Origin of the sequence: Parabacteroides faecis (assembly GCF_014647375.1) — a bacterium.
In the GTDB taxonomy this organism is placed as follows: Bacteria; Bacteroidota; Bacteroidia; order Bacteroidales; family Tannerellaceae; genus Parabacteroides; species Parabacteroides faecis.
In genome coordinates this window covers 227,621-248,799 of record NZ_BMPB01000001.1, presented here as the reverse complement: position 1 = coordinate 248,799, position 21,179 = coordinate 227,621, and the positions used below count along the sequence as shown (strand labels likewise).

General features: G+C 45.9%; 11 protein-coding genes. 6 read left to right on the top strand and 5 right to left on the bottom strand.

Annotated elements, in window-relative coordinates:
- Positions 1–43: 43 nt before the first annotated feature.
- Positions 44–1,909 (bottom strand): DNA topoisomerase IV subunit B, encoded by a 1,866-nt coding sequence (locus IEY67_RS00785; RefSeq protein ID WP_183670438.1) that lies wholly within the window; start codon positions 1,907–1,909, stop codon positions 44–46.
- Positions 1,910–1,918: 9 nt separating this feature from the next.
- Positions 1,919–3,049 carry a hypothetical protein gene (locus IEY67_RS00780; protein WP_122375650.1) on the bottom strand — a complete coding sequence of 377 codons (1,131 nt, stop codon included), beginning with the start codon at positions 3,047–3,049 and terminating at the stop codon, positions 1,919–1,921.
- A gap of 433 nt (positions 3,050–3,482) precedes the next feature.
- Between IEY67_RS00780 and IEY67_RS00775 the strand changes: the two genes are divergently transcribed.
- Positions 3,483–4,418, top strand: coding sequence for an SMP-30/gluconolactonase/LRE family protein (locus tag IEY67_RS00775; protein ID WP_183670597.1), 936 nt, complete (start codon positions 3,483–3,485; stop codon positions 4,416–4,418).
- A 94-nt stretch (positions 4,419–4,512) separates the two neighbouring features.
- The gene (rnr, locus tag IEY67_RS00770; protein ID WP_122353172.1) at positions 4,513–6,693 is read left to right on the top strand and encodes a ribonuclease R; all 2,181 of its coding nucleotides are present in this window, start codon (positions 4,513–4,515) and stop codon (positions 6,691–6,693) included.
- A 117-nt stretch (positions 6,694–6,810) separates the two neighbouring features.
- On the opposite strand, the gene IEY67_RS00765 is transcribed toward rnr, so the two are convergent.
- The 3 genes from IEY67_RS00765 to porX all read right to left on the bottom strand — a co-directional run bounded on the left by IEY67_RS00765 (position 6,811) and on the right by porX (position 9,076).
- Positions 6,811–7,023, bottom strand: a complete 213-nt coding sequence (locus IEY67_RS00765; protein ID WP_183670439.1) for an immunity 17 family protein — start codon at positions 7,021–7,023, stop codon at positions 6,811–6,813.
- 3 nt (positions 7,024–7,026) lie between these two features.
- A complete protein-coding gene (gene tsaE / locus IEY67_RS00760; RefSeq protein ID WP_122353169.1) occupies positions 7,027–7,446 on the bottom strand; it encodes a tRNA (adenosine(37)-N6)-threonylcarbamoyltransferase complex ATPase subunit type 1 TsaE in 420 nt (139 codons plus the stop codon).
- A 79-nt stretch (positions 7,447–7,525) separates the two neighbouring features.
- Positions 7,526–9,076 (bottom strand): T9SS response regulator signal transducer PorX, encoded by a 1,551-nt coding sequence (gene porX, locus IEY67_RS00755; RefSeq protein WP_122353168.1) that lies wholly within the window; start codon positions 9,074–9,076, stop codon positions 7,526–7,528.
- Between the two features lie 303 nt (positions 9,077–9,379).
- On the opposite strand from porX, the gene IEY67_RS00750 reads away from it, so the two are divergent.
- The 4 genes from IEY67_RS00750 (at position 9,380) to IEY67_RS00735 (ending at position 20,974) form a co-directional block, all read left to right on the top strand.
- Complete coding sequence (locus IEY67_RS00750; protein WP_183670440.1) at positions 9,380–13,522, top strand: hybrid sensor histidine kinase/response regulator transcription factor; 4,143 nt, start codon at positions 9,380–9,382, stop codon at positions 13,520–13,522.
- A 19-nt stretch (positions 13,523–13,541) separates the two neighbouring features.
- Positions 13,542–15,809 carry a beta propeller repeat protein gene (locus IEY67_RS00745; protein WP_229800917.1) on the top strand — a complete coding sequence of 756 codons (2,268 nt, stop codon included), beginning with the start codon at positions 13,542–13,544 and terminating at the stop codon, positions 15,807–15,809.
- 213 nt (positions 15,810–16,022) lie between these two features.
- Positions 16,023–19,247: a SusC/RagA family TonB-linked outer membrane protein gene (locus tag IEY67_RS00740; protein ID WP_229800916.1), complete on the top strand. Its 3,225-nt coding sequence runs from the start codon at positions 16,023–16,025 to the stop codon at positions 19,245–19,247.
- 26 nt (positions 19,248–19,273) lie between these two features.
- Positions 19,274–20,974: a RagB/SusD family nutrient uptake outer membrane protein gene (locus IEY67_RS00735; protein WP_122362232.1), complete on the top strand. Its 1,701-nt coding sequence runs from the start codon at positions 19,274–19,276 to the stop codon at positions 20,972–20,974.
- Positions 20,975–21,179: the final 205 nt, after the last annotated feature.

The following is a 21,179-nucleotide window of genomic DNA, read 5'->3' as shown; positions in this document are numbered from 1 at the left end:
TCTTTTGTTGCATCTATAACTGTCAACTGTCACTTGTCAACCGTCAACTGACAACGTCTTCTTCTACAACCAGGTTGTCGATGATAAAGTTCTGTCTTTCCATGGTGTTCTTACCCATATAGAATTCAAGCATCTCCTTCACCAGGTCTTCTTTCTTCATTGTTACCGGGTCGAGACGCATGTCTTTGCCGATAAAATTGCGGAACTCGTCCGGTGAGATTTCTCCCAGACCTTTAAATCGGGTGATCTCCGGATTCTTTCCTACGGCCTGGATGGCGGCCAACCGTTCTTCTTCCGAGTAGCAATAATACGTCTTCTGCTTGTTACGTACACGGAAAAGCGGAGTTTGCAGGATATAGACATGATTCCGTTTGATCAGGTCGGGGAAGAACTGCAAGAAGAAAGTGATCAGCAGCAGACGGATGTGCATACCGTCGACATCGGCATCGGTTGCTATGATGACTTTGTTATATCTCAGACCTTCCAGGCCATCTTCGATATTGAGAGCGGCTTGAAGCAGGTTGAATTCTTCGTTCTCGTAAACGATCTTTTTAGTCAGGCCGAAACTGTTCAGCGGCTTACCGCGCAAACTGAAAACAGCCTGCAGGTTCGGATCGCGGCTCTTTGTGATGGATCCGCTCGCCGAGTCACCCTCGGTGATGAAGATGCAACTATCTTCCGTACGGTCGCCTTTGGCATCGTTCAGGTGGATACGGCAATCACGCAATTTCTTGTTATGCAGATTGGCTTTCTTGGCTCTTTCGCGTGCCAGCTTGGTAACACCGGCAATGGCCTTGCGTTCTTTTTCCGATTCCAGTATCTTACGGAGCAGGGCTTCCGAAGTATCGGTGTTCTTGTGCAGGTAGTTATCCAGCTCTTTCTTGATAAAGTCGCCGACAAATTTAGCGACTGTCGGGCCTTCGGGACCTATATCTTTGGAACCCAGCTTGGTTTTTGTCTGGCTCTCGAACACCGGCTCTTCTACCTTGATGCTGATGGCGGCAACGATACCCGCACGGATGTCCGAATATTCGAAGTTCTTGTTGTAATACTCTTTAATAACACGTCCCAGCGTTTCACGGAAAGCGGAAAGATGCGTTCCTCCCTGTGTCGTGTACTGACCGTTCACGAAAGAGTAATATTCTTCGCCGTACTGGTTGCTATGGGTGATAACCACCTCGATGTCTTCTCCGTTCAGGTGAATGATCGGATATAAAGGTTCGGTGGTCATATTTTCGTTCAGCAGATCGACCAGTCCATTACGTGAGTGGAATTTTTTTCCGTTGTACATAATGGTCAGTCCCGAGTTCAGAAAGACATAATTCTTCAGAAGACTCTCGATGAACTCGTCTTTATACTGATATTCCTTGAATATTTCCTTGTCGGGGATGAAATAAGTCAGTGTCCCGTTTGCTTCGGTAGTCGGTTGGATACCGGACTCTTCAGTGACGATCGCCTTGTTGTATTCAACCCGCTTACATTCTCCGTCACGGAAACTGGTGATCAGGAAATAGCTGCTCAGGGCGTTTACGGCTTTGATACCGACACCGTTCAGTCCGACAGACTTTTTAAAAGCCTTACTGTCGTACTTGGCTCCTGTATTCATCTTGCTGGAAACGTCGACTACCTTTCCAAGAGGAACACCGCGACCGTAGTCCCTGACGGAAACCGTACCTTCTTCCACGGTGACTTCTATGGTTTTACCATACCCCATCATGTATTCGTCGATGGAGTTATCGAGTACTTCTTTCAGCAATACATAGATTCCATCGTCCGGATAGCTTCCATCTCCCAGTTTACCGATATACATACCAGGGCGTCGGCGGATATGTTCCATCCAGTCCAGCGTCTTGATATCGTCGTCATTATACGCTGTCGGTTGTTGCATTGTCGAATTCAGTTCTTCCATAGAAAATCCTTATTTTAATTTTTTGATAAATGCTCTTCTCGTTTTATGATGTTCACGTTTGAAATAATCCCATTGGGCCTGTACGGCATTGTTGCTTGCCAGCTCCGGGTTACTCTCGGCATATTCGACTCCCAAACCGATGTATACAGGAATCAGGTCGTTGAATAATAATGCGTTGACTCCCTTGTTCTGATATTCCGGCAATACACCTGTCAGATACAGGTCGATTACTTTGGGTTTTGTCTTCAATGCCTTCAGCAGATGTATCCAGCCGAACGGGAACAAGTGTCCTTTCGCTTTCTGCATGGCGTGTGAAAGGCTGGGCAGTGAAATCCCGAAACCTACCACGGTATCGTCTTCTTCCCGGATAATAAGGGTTACCAGGTCCAAACGGATCATCGGGATATATTGCTTCACATAATAATCGATCTGCTTCTGTGTCAGCGGAGCAAAGCCGTACAATGGAGCGTAGGCTTCGTTCAGTGTTTCGAATATTTTCTGTGCATACGGCCATATCTCCTTTGTCTTTTTGAACTTCATAGTTTTCAGGCCGTATTTCTTTTTTACGATTTCTCCGATGCGCAAATGTTTTTCAGGAACACCTTCCGGAATATATATCTTAAACTCGTGCCAGTCCTGATCTTTCTCATAACCGATACGTTCAATATGTTTTGGATAATAGGGATAGTTATAGATCGCGGCCATCGTTCCGAGTTGGTCGAATCCTTCGATCAGCATTCCCTCATGGTCCATATCGGTGAATCCCATCGGTCCGTGTATCTCCTTCATCCCTTGTTCTTTCGCCCATTTTTCAACGGCACTGAACAGAGCGTCGACTACCTCGGCATCATCAATGAAATCAAGAAAACCGAAACGGGCACGTTCCTGGTTCCATACTTCGTTACTGCGGCGGTTGATCATCCCGGCAATACGCCCGACGATCCGGTCATCCTTGTAGGCAAGAAAATAGACGGCATCGCAAACTTCGAATGCCGGATTCTTTTTCTTATCCAGTGTAACCATCTCCTCTTCGATCAATCCCGGTATATGATAGGGGTTACCTTTGTATAAATCAATATTGAACTTAACGAATTTCTTCAGTTCCTTTTTGCTGGTAACTTCTTTAATTACTACGCTCATTGGTTCATTTTATTAGAACGGCAAATTTACATAATTAATTCGTTACTTAATAATTCGCTACTTAGTTAATTTGTTAATTAGTTAATTAGTTACTTGGTTAATTAGTTAATTAGTTGTCCGGAGACCGGGAAGACTTTATCCGAGGCTGTATTGTAGAAACTGTTTCATAGTAATGAAACAAGTGTTTCACTATGAAGAAACAACTGTTCCATTAGGGTGAAACACTTTTGGGGTTACTTATAAATTCAGTTGACTCTTGTATGTTCTGGTAAAGGATTCGGAGTGGCAAACGGATGTACTGTGATAAATACTCCTTGCTTTTAGGAAATTAATCGATTATACTTACCTAGGATTGTTAAATTAGCATTATATTTGCATATATAACAAGCGGCGAAATAGATTATTCACCATGAAAAACTTAATTAAAATAATTATGTTGACAGTACCTTTTATCACGGGTTCATCATGCAACTTTACTCCGAAAGAATTGAATTCGAATCTGGCCTTTAAAGTGGAAGCAACAACCGGCGAAGGCTCTATCTGGCATCCGGACAGGAATACGTTGTTCTGGGTTGACATCGAAGGACAGAAATTATACGAATATTATCCGGATAAACAAGATTGTAAAACATGGGAATTCGATCGCATGGTTTCGACTGTCGTTCCGGAAACAGACAGTACGGTCGTCGTTTCCCTTCAGGATGAGATCGTACGGGTGAATCTGAATGACGGGAGTTTATCGTCTATCGCTCCGATCCCGGATAAGGACGGGAAAGTCAGGTGTAACGACGGCAAATGCGATCCGGCAGGCCGCCTGTGGATAGGGACTATGGGATTCGGTGCTCCTAAAGGGGCAGGGACATTATACACGGTTGTACCCGACGGAACCGTGACGACCAAATTGGAAAAAGTGACTATATCCAATGGGATTGTTTGGTCGGCGAATAAGAAGTTCATGTATTATAACGATACACCGACCGGTAAAATTGCCCGTTACCGGTATGATGAAAAGACAGGAGAGATCTTGTTCGATGGTATTGCCGTCACTTTACCTGCAGGAAGTGGTGCTCCTGACGGGATGACAATCGATGGCAATGATAATTTATGGGTGGCTCAGTGGGGCGGTTTCGGTGTGTATTGCTATTGTCCCTATACTGGTGAGCTGCTGGCAAAAGTAGAAGTACCGGCTCCTAACGTCGCTTCCTGTGCATTCGGAGGCAAGGACATGGATACGCTCTACATAACAACGGCACGGGCCGGACTTTCGAAAGAACAATTGGAAGAATACCCCCTTAGCGGTAGTCTTTTTGTTTGTAAACCCGGAACAAGCGGACCGAAGCCTTACAAATTTAAACAACAGACAGAATAGGCAATATAATTTAACCTGTTTGTAAACAGAATATCAGTTATAATTGTTTATTTTGTGAGAGAGATTATTGTCTCTCATTAATAACGAGAAATATATGACGAAAAACAAATCCGGGAAGAAGGATAATAAAGAAAACAAACCGAAGAAGAACAAGGCAAAACGTATGAAGAAAGAAGCTATGCTTCATTCTGTGATGTCTGTCTTTCAATCCTCTCCCAAGGAACCATTTAACTATAAACAAATAAGCAAACTGATCGGCGTGGAAAGCCAGGTACAGAAATTACAGGTGGTAGACCTGCTGTATGATCTTTCGGCCGAGAACTTTATTACGGAAATAGACCGCGGCCGTTATCGTTATAACGGCTTGGGTACCACTGCGATCGGTACATTCGGACGCCGGAGTAACGGGAAGAACTCGTTTATACCGGAAGACGGCGGTGCGCCGGTTTTCGTGGCAGAACGAAATTCCGGACATGCGATGGACGGAGACAAGGTGAAAGTGCAGTTGTTTGCTAAGCGCAAAGGCGCTGAACCGGAAGCCGAAGTGATCGAGGTGCTGGAAAGTCAGAAAAAGACATTTGTCGGTAAGTTGCAGGTGACGAAAGGTTTTGCCTTCCTGATCACCGAGAACAAGACACTCGCAAACGATATATTTATCCCGAAAGACAAACTGAAGGGTGGAAAGAACGGCGATAAGGCCATTGTCCGTATTGTGGAATGGCCGGATGAGGCAAAGAATCCGCTCGGTGAGGTGGTCGACATTTTAGGTGTGGCCGGTCAGAACACGGCAGAAATGCACGCGATACTGGCTGAATTCGGTCTGCCGTATACTTATCCGGAGAGTGTGGAGAAGGCTGCAAATAAAATACCGGATGCCATTCCGGAGGAAGAGATCGCCAAGCGTGAAGACTTCCGTAAAGTCCTGACCTTTACCATCGACCCGAAAGATGCAAAAGACTTCGACGATGCTCTGTCTATCCGTCAACTGGATAACGGAAGCTGGGAAGTAGGTGTGCATATCGCGGATGTAACTCATTATGTAAAACCGGAAAGTCTGATCGACCGGGAGGCAGAAAGCCGGGCAACATCTGTTTATCTGGTAGACCGTACTATTCCGATGTTACCCGAACGTTTGTGTAATCAGATCTGTTCGTTACGTCCGGATGAAGAGAAGTTATGTTTCTCTGCTGTCTTTGAACTGGATGACGATGCGAATGTAAAGAAATCGCATATCGGACGTACCGTGATCAAAAGCGACCGCCGCTTTACGTATGAAGAGGCACAGCTGGTGATCGAGACAGGAGAAGGTGACTATAAAGATGAAATACTGGTACTGGACAGATTAGCTAAGAAATTGCGGGATAAACGTTTCCAGAACGGAGCCGTCAATTTCGACCGCTTTGAAGTAAGGTTCGAGATCGATGAGACCGGAAAGCCGATCAGTACATATATCAAGGAATCGAAAGATGCCAACAAACTGATCGAAGAGTTTATGTTGCTGGCCAACCGTACGGTGGCTGAATTTGTCGGTAAAGTGCCTAAAGGGAAGACGAAGAAGACCTTTGTTTACCGTGTCCATGATCTGCCTGATCCGGACAAACTGGAGAACTTTGCCGCCTTTATCCGCCGCTTCGGTTATAAGATGAAAACGGAAGGAAGCAGTAAGATCGATATTTCACGCAACCTGAACCGTTTGCTGGATGAAGTGCATGATAAACCGGAAGAAAACCTGATCGAGACGTTGGCTATCCGTTCGATGCAGAAAGCCCGTTATACGACAGAGAATATTGGCCATTATGGTCTGGCATTTGAATATTATACGCATTTTACTTCTCCTATCCGTCGTTATCCGGATATGATGGTGCACCGTTTGCTGGAACGTTATCTGGATGGCGGACGTAGCGTGGTAAAAGTGAAGTATGAAGAGAAATGTGACCATTGTTCAACGATGGAGCAGGTTGCAGCTAATGCCGAACGTGCTTCTATCAAATACAAACAAGTCGAGTTTATGCAGGATAAGCTGGGCATGGTGTTCGATGGTGTGATCTCCGGTGTTACGGAGTGGGGATTGTATGTGGAACTGAACGAGAACAAATGCGAAGGGCTTGTGCCTATCCGTGACCTTGGTGACGACTTCTACGACATGGATGAAGAAACATACAGCCTGATCGGTCGTCGCAAGAAACGTCGTTTCCGTCTGGGTGACCCGGTGACCGTGAAGATTGCAAATGCCAATCTGGAACGCAAGCAATTGGACTTTATGTTGATGGAGTAAGAACCGGATAACTATAAAATAAAAGAGACAACTAATCCATCGTGAATTAGTTGTCTCTTTTTTATTTGTAGGAAAGGTATTTTTGTTTCTTTTCGGAAATCTCACTAATATCTTTTATTACCAATAAATCAGACCAAGTACGCCGCATCCGATCAATGCCAGTCCCAACAAGGCATAAAAGATACGTGCTCCTTTTCTGCCGAATTTGTTGACAAAGGTAGTTGCTCCGCTGGTTTCAAAATACCAGTCGAAATTGAAGATCGCGGCAATCAGAGAGAAGGCTCCCAGAGCCATAAAGATGACTAATATGAAATAATCGGTCGGTTCCATCGGTTATTTTACTTCTACGGTCCGTGAGCCGTCAGGATTTTCACTGATCGTTACATCCACCACATCGCCGGGAAGTAAATCTTCGATCTTTTCCGGCCATTCGATAAAGCAAAGGGCACCGCTATAGAAATAATCTTCGGTTCCTATGTCTTCTGCTTCGCTCAGTTTGTTGATACGGTAGAAATCGAAATGGTAGATCAGTTCGCCGGTCGTGTCGCTACGGTATTCATTGATGATAGCAAATGTCGGACTGTTGATAACATCTTCTACTCCCAACTCTTCGCAAATAGCTTTGATGAAAGTCGTTTTACCTGCTCCCATATTACCATGGAAAGCAAAAACGGTACGGTCATCCATTCCGGCAATGAACTCTTTGGCTGCCTGGCGGATGGTATCTAAATTCTCAATCTTGATAATACTCATGATGTCTGTTGATTATTGATCATTTGTAATCTACCTGCAAAGGTATATTAATTTTCAATTCTCAATTCTCAATTTTCAATTATTTTGGTATCATGGTGATAAACGGTACCATCATTTCCTCCATAGAGATCCCTCCGTGCTGGAATGTATTCTTGTAATAAGAAACATAATAATTGTAGTTGTTCGGATAGGCGAAGAAGTCATCGTTCATCGCAAAAATGTATTTACTGCTCAGGTTGGGAGAGGGCAGGCCCACTTTTTCCGGGTCACGTATTTCCAGTACCTCCTTCGGGTTGTAATTCAAATTCTTACCGACTTTATAACGGAGATTTGTATTCGTGTTCCGGTCACCGATCACTTTGATCGGGTTGTTGACACGAATGGTCCCGTGGTCGGTGGTCACAATTACTTTATAACCTTTGTCGGAGATACGTTTGAACAGCTCCAAAGTGGTGGAATGCTGGAACCAGGAACGGGTCAGGCTGCGGTAAGCTGCTTCGCTCTGTGCCAGTTCACGGATCATTTTCATTTCCGTACGGGCATGCGACAACATATCCACGAAGTTGAGGACGACGACATTCAACTGGTTATGTGTCAGAGAAGAGATCATATTCAATAGCTTTTCTCCGTATTGCGAATCGTGTACTTTGTTGTAAGAGAAGCTATATTTCTTACGGAAGCGGTCGATCTGTGTCTGGATCAAAGGCTCTTCGTTCAGGTTCTTGCCTTCTTCACTTTCCTCATCCACCCATAAATCCGGGAACATTTTCTCTATCTGCAAAGGCATCAGGCCGGAGAAGATGGAATTGCGTGCATATTGGGTAGCAGTAGGCAGAATACTGTAATATAATCCTTCATCGAAAGTGAAATATTCAGCCAGCAGGTCTTTTACCACGCGCCACTGGTCCAGGCGGAAGTTATCGATCAGGATGAAAAAGACCTTCTCGTCGTTATCCAGCAACGGGAATACTTTTTTCTTGAACAGGTCCGGACTCATCAAAGGACGCTCGGCTGGGTTCTGTATCCAGTTTACGTAATTCTTCTTTACGAATTTGCCGAAAGCTTTATTCGCTTCTTCTTTCTGCATCCGGAGCATATCGGTCATTTGTACCTGGCTGCTTTCCAGCTCCAGCTCCCAGTAGACCAGTTTTTTGTATAACTCCATCCAATCGTCGGTGGTTAGCGAATCGTTGATCTGCATGCCGATACGGTTGAATTCCTGCTGGTAGCCGACTGTCGTCGTTTCCGAAATAATCACATTTTTATGAACGTTCTTTTTGATGGAAAGAAGCAGTTGATTCGGGTTGACCGGCTTGATCAGGTAATCGGCAATCTTATTCCCGATAGCCTGGTTCATGATGCTCTCTTCCTCGCTTTTGGTAACCATGACGACCGGAACGTTGGGATTGATCTCTTTGATCTGTGCCAGTGTCTCCAAACCGGTCAGACCCGGCATGTTCTCGTCCAGGAATATGATATCGAACGATTGATCCCTGCAACAGTCGATAGCATCCTGCCCGCTGATCACCGGAATCACTTCATATCCTTTATCCTGTAGAAACAAAATGTGAGGTTTCAACAAATCGATCTCATCATCTGCCCAAAGTACTCTGTCTTTTTTTACTGCCATATGTTACCTAAATTATTTCTTACAAATTTAATCGGAATAGTTTACATAATAACGATGCTTGTTCCGGTTTTGTATATTGATCCCTGTTTTTTTACGGTCTTTTATATCCTTGTGTTTTATTTTGTAAATATCATGATAATAGGTGAATAATAATACTTATTATCCCTGATATTCTGATTACAATAACAAAATAACCTGTAAAAAGTTACAAATACCCCCTGTCTGTACAGACAAAAAATGATAAGTTTGTAAACCTGTTATCAGGGATAAAGGATATGAAACCGATTAGTCTATTACTGTTGTATGAATAGAACGCGATTTATATATATTATTGTTTGTTTACTCTGTACGGTTACTCTCGTACAAGGGGTAGAGAATAAAATCCTGTTTAACCGTCTGGATGTAAACAACGGGTTATCGTCTAATGAAGTGACCTGTATCTATAAAGACCGGAAAGGATTTATGTGGTTTGGTTCGAGTTCGGGACTGAGCCGTTTCGACGGCTATGAGTTCCGCGCCTTCCGGCATGAAGTGGACGGTGCGCTATTTTCGGAAGCTTATGTGACCCAGATCACGGAAACGGCAGACAGAAATCTGTGGATCTCTTATGAAGACGGAAAGGTTGGAGTCTATAATCCGGTTAAAAATATATTTCTGACATTGGAAGAGGCCCGGAAAGAATTGGGTTTGCCAGCTAATATATCAGGTGTCTTTCAAGGGAAAGACCTGCAATTGATTTTCAGTACTTCAGATAATCAATTGTATGCCTATGATTATTCTACCGGAAAAGCGGTTGTTTATCCGGTTGATCCGTCGGAAGGGCAGGTGTGCGATGTATATCAGAAGGGAGAGATCCTGTATGTGATCCATACGTCCGGTGTGATCGAGATGATCGATTTGCAGCAGGGAAAGTCCATCTTGAAGAACGACCATCTGAAAAAGGCGTGTAAGGCCAGACGATTCATGCTGTTCGTAGATAGTGATAATGAGATCTGGGTTTATCCGGATCCGGAAAGTTATGGGGGATTGTACCGTTTCACTCCGCGGAATGGCAGGTGGAAACAATATAATACTTCTTCTCCTCTTCCCCTGAATTCTTCGCTGATACGGGGAGTGGAGGAAGATTCGGAAGGCGTGATCTGGATTGCTGCCGATCATGGTGGCCTGAATCTGCTGGACAAGAAGACGGAAACGATCCGTTACCTGAAGAATAACCCGTTCGACCTGCGGAGTATCAGTCAAAACAGTGTGATCAGTTTATATAAGGATGATACAGGGATTATCTGGACAGGTACTTACAAGAACGGTATCAACTATTATCATGAAAGTATCTTTAAGTTCCGTTCGCTCCGTTATCCGGTTATGGAGGCTGAGGATGCGGAGATCAATGACTGTAATTGCGTCCTGGAAGATCGTTCCGGGAATTTGTGGATCGGGACTAACGGGAACGGATTGTTATATTATAACCGGACAACCGGACAATACCGGAAGTATCGCCATGATCCGGCTGATCCGTCGAGTATCAGCAGTAACATTGTTGTTTGTCTGGAAAATGATGCCAGCGGTAATCTCTGGATAGGTACTTATGTCGGTGGACTGGATTGTTTTGACGGGAACCGTTTTAAACATTACCGTCCTCAGACCGACAGTTTGAAAGAGTTATCGAATAACAGTGTCTACAGTCTTTATGCAGATGAGGTCGGCAATCTTTGGATCGGCACGCTGGGAGGAGGTATGGATTGTCTGGAGCTGAAGACGGGGGAATGGTCACATTTCCATTCGGGCGACCCGGAGAATCCATTGGGCTCCGATTATATTTATTCCATATCCAAAGGTAATAAGGATGAATTACTGATAGGTACCTCGTTGGGTGTGAATATGCTCGATACGAAAAGCGGGCGTGTATCTTCTTTTAAAGGGGAGATGAACAGGGGGAAAGTGTTCAATGATAAAGCGATCAATACAGTTTACCGGGATAGCCGTAATCTGTTGTGGATCGGCAGTAATAACGGGCTGACCGTTTATGACCCTTCCCACGATAAACTATATCAACTGGATAAAACGAATGGTTTGCCTGACAACGATATTATGTCTATCCGGGAAGATGATACTTATGTTTTGTGGCTTGGGACGAAGAACGGTTTACTCCAGCTAACCCCACATTATAAGAAGGACGGAACATATCGGTTTAATTGTGTCACTTATTATGAGAATGAGGGTGTGCAGGGTCGTGTTTTTAACCGGAACAGTGTATGCCGCTCTGCTTCAGGAGAACTGATCTTCGGAGGAACGAACGGACTGACGGTTTTTAATCCTTCCCGGATAAAATATAATTTCTATCCTCCGGCAGTTGCCGTTACGGGTTTCCTGGTACAGAATGATCAGATTTTGCCCGGACAGCCCTATAACGGGCGTATCATCCTGCAGGATGATATCAGCTATTGCAACGAGTTGTCGTTGCAATATGATGAACGTAGTTTTTCTTTGAATATCGCGGCTCTTAGCTATTTTCTTCCGGAGAAGAACCGCTTTTCGTATATAATGGAAGGCTTCGACAAAAAATGGGCTACCATCGATGCGGTAAACCGGAATATTACTTATACCAATCTTTCTCCCGGAACCTATACCTTTCTGTTGAAAGCAGAAAATAATGACGGTGTTTGGGGGCAGGAGCCGATAAAACTAAAGATAACGATCATGCCTCCTTTCTGGGCGACCAACTGGGCGATCTTTTTATATTGTATCCTGGCTGCCATTATCGTGTTCGCCATTATCCGGGGTATTCTTCATATTCAGAAGCGTAAATTCGAGAAAGAACAGGAACGGATACGGGCCAACCAGCTTCATGAGATGGATGAGATGAAATTACGCTTCTTCACCAATGTCAGCCATGAGTTCCGTACGCCTTTATCCCTGATCATTACACCGATAGAGAAGCTGATGAAGAGCGAAAGTAACCCGGAGAATCAGATGATACTGAAGTTGATCTACCAGAATGCGAACCAGTTATTACGTTTGGTAAACCAGTTACTCGATTTCAGGAAGATCGATGTGCAGGGTGTCCAGTTGCTTTTATCCTCCGGAGATATCGTGTTGTTTGTCAGGAATATTACTTATTCATTTAAGGAACTGTCGGAGAAAAAGAATATTCGTTTTTCGTATACGACTTCCTTCCCTTCGTTGGTCATGAAATTCGATACGGATAAGGTTTTTAAGATCGTATCCAATTTATTAAGTAACGCTTTCAAGTTCACACCTGAAGGAGGGGAGATATCTGTTAACCTGAGCATGCAGCAGGATGAGGAAGGAAAAAGCATGTTATTGATCCAGGTCATTGATACGGGAATAGGGATTGAAGAAGATAAATACGATCTGATCTTCAATCGCTTCTATCAGATACCGTCGGAAGATAAATCCGGAACGGTGGTTGGAACAGGCATCGGATTACATTTATGCCGTGAGTTTGTCAAGTTGCATAACGGGGCGATTTCCGTTAGGAGCCAGGTTGGAAAAGGAAGTACGTTTACGGTATCGCTTCCGATCGAACTTCCGGAGATACAGGAGATTATCTCTTCGCCGGATAAATCGGATACGACCGGAGTCGGGGAAAGGACAGGAATATGGGAAGAAAACGAAATACTCGGACAGGCACAGCAAGAAAATACGGAGATGCGTACGGAACCGAATAAACCGACTTTACTCATTGTCGATGATAATGCTGATTTCCGTGAATTCATGAAGTTGAGTTTGAGTGGCTTGTACCATGTCTTTACGGCTGATGACGGTGAACAGGCCTGGAAAGTTATTCTGGCAGAACTTCCGGATATGGTAGTCAGCGATGTGATGATGCCGGTAACGGATGGGATCGTTTTGTGTAAACGAATCAAACAGGATATCCGTACATCTCATATTCCGGTAATTCTTTTAACGGCGAAATCGGCAGAAGAGAGTAAAATGACCGGTCTGGAAGCAGGAGCCGACGATTATATCGGCAAACCGTTCAATATGGATATGTTGATTCTGAAGATACAGCATCTGGTAGAAATGAAGAAACGGTTGCAGAAGCAGTTCATGCAATCATCGCAAACTGGTATTCAATTGGCCGATATCCCGATCAGTTCGATGGATGAGCAGCTGATGCGGAAAGCGATAGCCTATATCGAAGAACAAATAGCTAATCCGGAACTTTCTGTCGAGCGGTTGAGCCGGGAGATGGGGATGAGCCGTGTGAACTTTTATAAGAAAACACTTTCGATAACGGGTAAAACACCGGTCGAACTGATTCGTGCAATCCGTATGAAACGGGCAGCGCAATTGCTGGAGAAAAGTCAGATGCGTATCAACGAGGTTGCCAGTGAGGTCGGTTTCAACGACATCAAATTATTCCGTAAATATTTCAAAGATGAATTCGGGACGTTGCCGTCCGACTACATGAAAAGAGAGTAACCATTAATATACAATTACCATGAAAGCCATTTCAATGACCATTACAGGACTTCTGATTCTTTTGTCAATGGGCAGCCAGGGAATTATTGCCCAATCGCTTCGCCCTTCCGTTCCTGTGGAACACTATCGCTGGAAAAGTGTTCAGATCGTAGGCGGAGGATTTGTAGACGGGATTGTTTTTCATCCGAAGGAAAAAGATGTACGCTATTGCCGTACCGATATGGGGGGTGCCTATCGTTGGGATAAAGAAACGCAACAGTGGGTTTCTATGCTCGACTGGATCACTTATGACGATAACAATCTGGTCGGTGTGGAGAGTATTGCGGTCGATCCCAATGATCCTCAAACCGTTTATCTTTCATGCGGAACCTATACCCGTAGTACGAACGGCGCTGTCCTTTGTTCAAATGACGGCGGACGTACTTTTACCCGTACTGACATGCCTTTTACCATGGGAGGAAATGAAAATGGCCGTGGTAATGGCGAACGCATGATGGTAGACCCTTTGAATAGCGATATAATCTATCTGGGTACCCGTCTGGATGGTCTTTGGCGTTCAGCAGACCGGGGAAGAAGCTGGCAACAGGTCTGTTCATTCCCGGATGTGGCGGAAGTTATTCCCGAAGGAGGTAATCCGTGGATGCAGGATCGTGGTTGCGGTATTAATTTAGTTTTGTTTAATCCATCGGGCGGCACAGCCGGTAAAGGTTGTTCGACTTTGTATATCGGTGTTTCGCTAAAAGATCGTGATAATTTCTTTGTCAGCCATGATTATGGAGAAAGCTGGCGGCCACTTGCGGGACAGCCGGTACAGTACCGACCTACTCAGGCAACCCTTTCAGAAGACGGCTATCTGTATATTACGTATGGCAGTAATCCCGGCCCGATGCGGATGAATGACGGGGCGGTCTGGAAATATGATCCTCGTAGTGAAAAATGGCAGGATATTTCTCCGGTAAAGGCTGATCCGGATAAAGGGGCTGCTTTTGGATATGCCGCAGTGTCTGTCGACCGGCAGAATCCGAAGCATCTTATTGTCAGTACCTTCAACCGTCCGGTCGCCGGTTCGTATGCGGAAGATGATATTTACCGGACTACCGATGGCGGTAAAACCTGGAAGCCGGTCTTTGCAGGAGGTGCCCGCTTCGATTATGGCAAAGCTCCTTATGTGGAGTTTACCCCATTACATTGGATGTTCGATATTGAAATAGACCCGTTTGATCCCGATCATGCCCTGTTTACAACCGGATATGGCGGTTGGGAGACATTCAATCTCGGTAATATGGATAAAAAAGAACCGACACAGTGGCAAGTGATGAGTACGGGGATAGAGGAAACTGTTCCTTTGGAATTATACAGCCCGAAACAGGGTGCGCAACTGATCAGTGCGATAGGTGACTATGGCGGCTTTACCCATTTGGATTTGGATCGTCCCGTTCCGTCCGGTAGCCATGCCGATCCCTATTATTCCAATACGACCGGTATTACCGGGGCAGAAGATCAACCGGATCTGGTTGTCCGTGTGGGGACTGTTTCGCATCATCACCCTGAAGGCAAGCCGTTAGCCTATTCGATGGATGGGGGAAAGAGTTGGCTGGAGTCGGTTTCCCTGCCTCAGGAAAAAGCTCAAAATGGACATGTCGCTGTTTCTTCTGACGGACGAACCTGGATATGGACACCCGACCGCATGCCTGTCTATTATACGAATGACCGGGGGGTAACCTGGTCGACTGCAGAGGGAATCCCAGAGAATCTCCGTGTGATTGCCGACCGTGTCAATCCGAAACGTTTTTACGCTCTCGATCTTTCTGCCGCTGTTTTATATGAAAGTATGGATGGCGGTGTCAGTTTCCGGTCCCACCCATTGCCTTTTACCCCATTCGACAGTAAGGCACGCAATGCCCGTGGTGATCGCCGGGGAGGACAGGACCGTGTGTATGCTACGCCGGGAAAGGAAGGCGACTTATGGATTGCCGCTTTTGACGGCCTATATCATGGTCTTTCCGGAGAAGCATTCGTACCCCTGGATAAGGTGCGTCGCATCTACGCTTTCGGTTTTGGAAAAGCCGCGCCCGGTTCGGATTATCCGTCATTATATCTGGCAGGGATCGTGAACGGAGTATCCGGCTTTTTCCGTTCCGACGATGCCGCCCGCAGCTGGGTACGTATCAATGATGATGACCACCAATACGGATTGGTGTTGCAGATCTCCGGAGATCCGAAAAGATATGGGAGAGTATACGTCGGTTCGCATGGGCGCGGAATTGTTTATGCCGACCCTTATTAGCTATATATCAGATTGATAAATCTATGTGTTTTTCCACTAATGATGGAGGTAAAAACAGGGGAATGAACAAAATTCCCCCATAAAAAACACAATTTATCCCTCTTCATTTACCGTTTTACCCGCATCGTGAAACATTATTTCCTTCGTGTTAGAGGTACATGAACTAATTTTGTTTCAGTTAAAAATTTATTTTTTACTTTAAATCAATTCAGTATGAATAAACACGTTAAAATTTTGTTGACGCTGAAGTCTTTGGGATTTGCATTCTTATTTAGTACCGGTCTTGTTGCCCATGCGGCAGTAGATAACGGTGATGTGAATCCGGCAAGCACAACTGCTATGCAGCAGTCGAAAAAAATCTCTGGTATCATTACAGATGAGAAGGGCGAACCAATTATCGGGGCGAACATTGCTGTAGTCGGTACAACGATCGGTATAATCAGTGATATGGATGGCAAGTACGAACTGGAAGTTCCGGAAGGCGCTGAGGTGAAAGTCTCCTATATCGGTTATAATCCTCAAAGTTTTAAAGTAACCCAGAAGACTTCTTATAATATAATATTAAAAGAAGACTCCGAGATGATCGACGAAGTAGTCGTTGTCGGTTACGGTACGATCAAGAAAAGCGACATTTCCGGTTCCGTTGTTTCGGTCGACAAGGAACAGATGATGAAACGTAATCCGCTGAACCTCGCGCAAGGGTTGCAGGGCTCTGCCGCCGGTGTGATGGTTTCCAAGAACTCGGGTGACCCGGAAGGGACGGCGACAATCCGTATCCGTGGTGTCGCGACGGTGAACGGCTCGGCCGATCCGTTGTATGTAGTCGACGGAGTACAGGTCGGCAGTAATGCCAACTTTGTAAATCCAGCCGATGTGGAAAGCATCGAAGTCCTGAAAGACGCTTCCGCCACCGCTATCTACGGTGCCCGTGGTGCGAACGGTGTCGTTATGATCACGACGAAGAAAGGGGTGAAAGGGGCAACCCAACTCAACTTCTCTGCAAACTTCGGTATCCAGAACATGACCGGTAAGCTGGACGTAGCCGATGCCGACCTTTTTGCCTACTCTGTTCGCCAGGGACGTGCCAACGATGCCGCCTCTATCCAGAACAAAGCCTTCGGTGCAGACTATGCAGGCCGCCTGCGCACCATCGACTGGCAGGACGTTATGACCCGTACCGCTTTGCAGCAGAATTACATGCTATCCGTTTCCGGTGGCAACGATAAGACACAATCGACTTTCTCGGTCGGTTACCTGAATAACGACGGCGTGATACTGGATTCCAACTTCTCCCGTCTGACGGCCCGTGCCAATGTAACTCACAAGGTAAAAGACTTTATCGAAGTAGGCGGTAACGTCGCTTTCGTTCATTCTGAAAAGGTGGGAGGCGGAAACCTCCGCAGCTATGCGACATTGACTCCGACTATGGATTATGTGGATGAAACCACCGGCCAGTTCATCAGCAACGACTGGCGCGCCAATGCAGACGGAACTTACAACGCTTTCATGCAGATCAGCGGTGAAGGCGATATCCAGAAAGGTCAGGATAACCCCTATGCCGCCAAGATGGAAGAAGATAAGACCCCTACCTATGAAAACAAATTTGTCGGCAGTGCCTATCTGAACCTGAATCTGTTCAAGGGATTGCAATTCCGTACGATCGGCTCCTATACGCTTTCGACAGTAGACGGAAGCGGTTTCAATGTCGTCAATCCGCGAAGCATCACCGCAGCACAGACCAACTCCTTCTGGATGAACCAGTCGCAGGATAATAATATCGAGATCGAAAGCTATTTCACCTATAACTGGAAGAACGATATCCATAACCTGACGGTCATGGCAGGTAATTCGGTCACCAATTACTGGGGCCATTGGGTCTCTTCCAATGCAAGCAATTTCCTGGCAGACACTTATCGCCAGATGTCGTTGACCAGCGACCAGACTTCACGCATCGGCGACGGCGGTTATAATCTGAAGACGCGTTACATCTCCTGGTACGGCCGTGCCATGTACACCCTGATGGACCGTTATATCGTTACCGCTACCGTACGTCGTGACGGTTCATCCAACTTCGGATCGGGTAACCGTTGGGGTACTTTCCCTTCTGCCGCTTTGGCATGGCGTCTGTCTGAAGAAGACTTTATCAAGAATCTGGATATATTCAGCAACATGAAGCTACGTTTCGGTTGGGGACAAACCGGTAATGCAGGCAGTGCGACCAGCCTTTCCGTTGCCCAACTCTCTTCCAACCGCATTGCTTACGACTGGGGACAATTAGGCGGTTCATCTTCCAACTATAACAAGGTAGTCGGCTTCGCCCAACTGAAAGAAATCGACACCAACCTGAAATGGGAAACGAATACACAGACAAATATCGGTCTCGACCTGGGCTTGCTTAACAACGACCTGAACATTACGATGGATTATTTCATCCGTGACTCCAAAGACCTTCTGCTTTATCGCAACATGCGCCCGTCTACCGGACACGGACAGGTTTATACCAACGCCGGACATATCCAGAACAAAGGATTCGAGTTCAGTGTGTCCTATAACAAACGTTTCGGCGACTGGAACCTCGGTGCTACACTGACCGGCTCTACGTTGAAGAACAAAGTAATCGAAGTGGGCGACCCTATCTACAACAACCTCGATGCGAACGGCGATTTGATCACCGACGACGGCGATAACTGGACTAACCACTCTGTAACGATGGAAGGTCACGCAGTCGGTTCCTATTACGGTTATGTAGTGGAAGGTATCTTCCAGAACCAGGCCGAAGTAGATGCTGCGAATGCCCTGGCAAAGGAGAACGGATACGACGCTTACCAGGTAAATGCTACCACCGTGGGCGATTTTAAATACAAAGACCTGAACGGCGATGGTCATATCGACGGTGACGACCAGAAAGTATTGGGGAACGGTTTCCCGAAGCTGAACTATGGCCTCACCCTGAATGCCAGCTGGAAGAACTGGGACGCCATGATCTACATGTACGGTGTTGCCGGTATGAAGATCAACTCGTATGCCGCCATGAAAATGACGCAATTGTATAAGACGGGCGGTGGTGTACAGAACACATTGAAAGAATACATCAACAATGCCTGGAGCGAATCGAACACGAATACGATGTATCCGCGCATGACAATGAATGATAACAATACAAACATGAAAGCCTCCGATGCCTACGTGAAGAAAGGTGATTTCCTGAAAATAGCGAACATCCAGATCGGTTATACCTTCCCGAAACGTTGGTTGCAGCCGCTCCGCATGGACAATGCACGTATCTTCGCCTCTGTCGAGAACCTTGCATGCTTCTCCGGCTATAATAAATTCGGCGATCCGGAAGTCGGCAATGCAGCAGTCCTGCAAACCGGTTTCGACGGCGGCCGTTACCCCTATCCGCGTACATTCACATTTGGTTTGAGCGTACAATTCTAATTATTTAATCTTATAATTCGAGTCTTATGAAAAAAATAGTTATATCTGCCTTATCGTTACTCCTTTTGCTTACGACAAACAGCTGTAAGGATTATCTGGAAGTAGACCATTACGATATTTTGCCGGGCGACTTCATGTTTCAAAGTGAAGACAACGTGGAAGGTGGCCTGATCGGTTGTTACGATACCTTCTATCCCTCCAAAGAAGACAACGAGGCCGGTGCCGACGGTTCCATGTGGGGCTTTAAGCCACAATACATGCTGTCGAACCATCCGACCCTCGACACACAGGCAAGCGGTTGGGATAAAGCCTATTGTACGGAAGATTGGACCTCTTCCAGTTCCGAATTCCTCTCTTTATGGGTAGGCTGTTATAAGGCGATTTCCCGTTGCAACACCTTACTCGACGGCCTGGAAAGTATGGACAACGATCTTTTCAGCGAAGGCGAAGCCGGCAAGAAGAAGATCGAAGCGCAGGCACGTGCTATCCGTGCTTACAACTACCTGGCTCTGGCGAAAAACTTCGGACGTGTGCCCATGCTGATGGCTGGCGAGACGTATGTAAATACACCTTCCAAGCCGCGCCCGGATACGGAAGATGAAACATGGCAGGTGATTATCGACGACCTTGCATTTGGTGCTTCCGTTCTCGACTGGACACCGATCAATGGCGAATACGGACGTATAACAAAAGGTTTCTGTTTAGGTTATCAGGCCGAGGCCCTGATGTATCAGGAAAAATATGCCGAAGCTAAGACTTTGCTGAAAGAAATAATCGACAGCAACACCTATTCACTGGTTCCATGCTTCAGTTATTTGTATGATCCTGAAAAAGCATGGCAAACAGAAGACGTCTTTGCCACAGTGATGTGGACAGACAATGGTAATAACATGTCGGGTGTGCAAGGGTGGTCGCCAACGGAAGATCATTATATGACAGCATGCTATTGTGCCGCTTCGATGGAGTATAACGGTTGGGGTTCCTTATTTGTTTCCTGGGAATGTTACAACTCGTTTGAGGATGGCGACCGCCGCCGTGCTGCCTCTATGGTGGCTTTGGGAGAAACAAACCCCTGGACAGGGCAAACGATCGGTGCAAACGGTGCCCCGAATGTGAAGACTGGTTCCGAATATATGCCGAATATCTCCAGTTTGAAATACTGGCGCGCCAACTGCGACTATTGGACGACGATCAACCAGCCGTTTACCATGCACCTGCTGCGTTATGCCGCCATCTTGCTGAATTATGCAGAATGTAGCTTCCAGACCGGCGACGAAACAAGTGGTTGGGATGCGATCCGCCAGATACGCGAACGTGCCTGGGGTAACCATGAGGTCAGTCTGAGCGATGCTGAATATCCGATTCCGATGCAGACTGAAACAGTGGCAGTGCCTGACGCTAAAACCTATTACACGAAATACAAAGCGGAAAAAGGTTACTCTTCCGAAACCTGGATGGTTGCCGTCAATATGGAACGTCGCCATGAGTTCAATGCGGAATTTAGCCTGTTTTATGATTTGAAGCGTACCGGAATGATCGAGGAGTTTATCAACCTGGAATATCCGAAGGGAGTAGGTACTGCTCCGGGATCGGATGCTGCTTATCAGGACTGGCGCACTTATCGTACATTCGATTATAACAAGGATAAGATGCTTTATCCGATTCCTTATCAGGAAATCTTAACGAATGCGGAGATCGGACCGGAAGATCAGAATCCTGGTTATTGATTGTAAGTGTTTATTGTAGTTTAGTAGTAACTCTTCCCTTTGGAGAGGAGGCAGGGGTGTTAAAGTCTGTTGTAGGAAAGACCTATAACACCCCCTTTATTTCCTTTTGCGGAGGAAAAACGTTACTATCAAAATGACATTGCCCTATCGGGTAAATCAGATTACTATACCATGTATTTCAGATTACCTCACCGGGTAATATTTT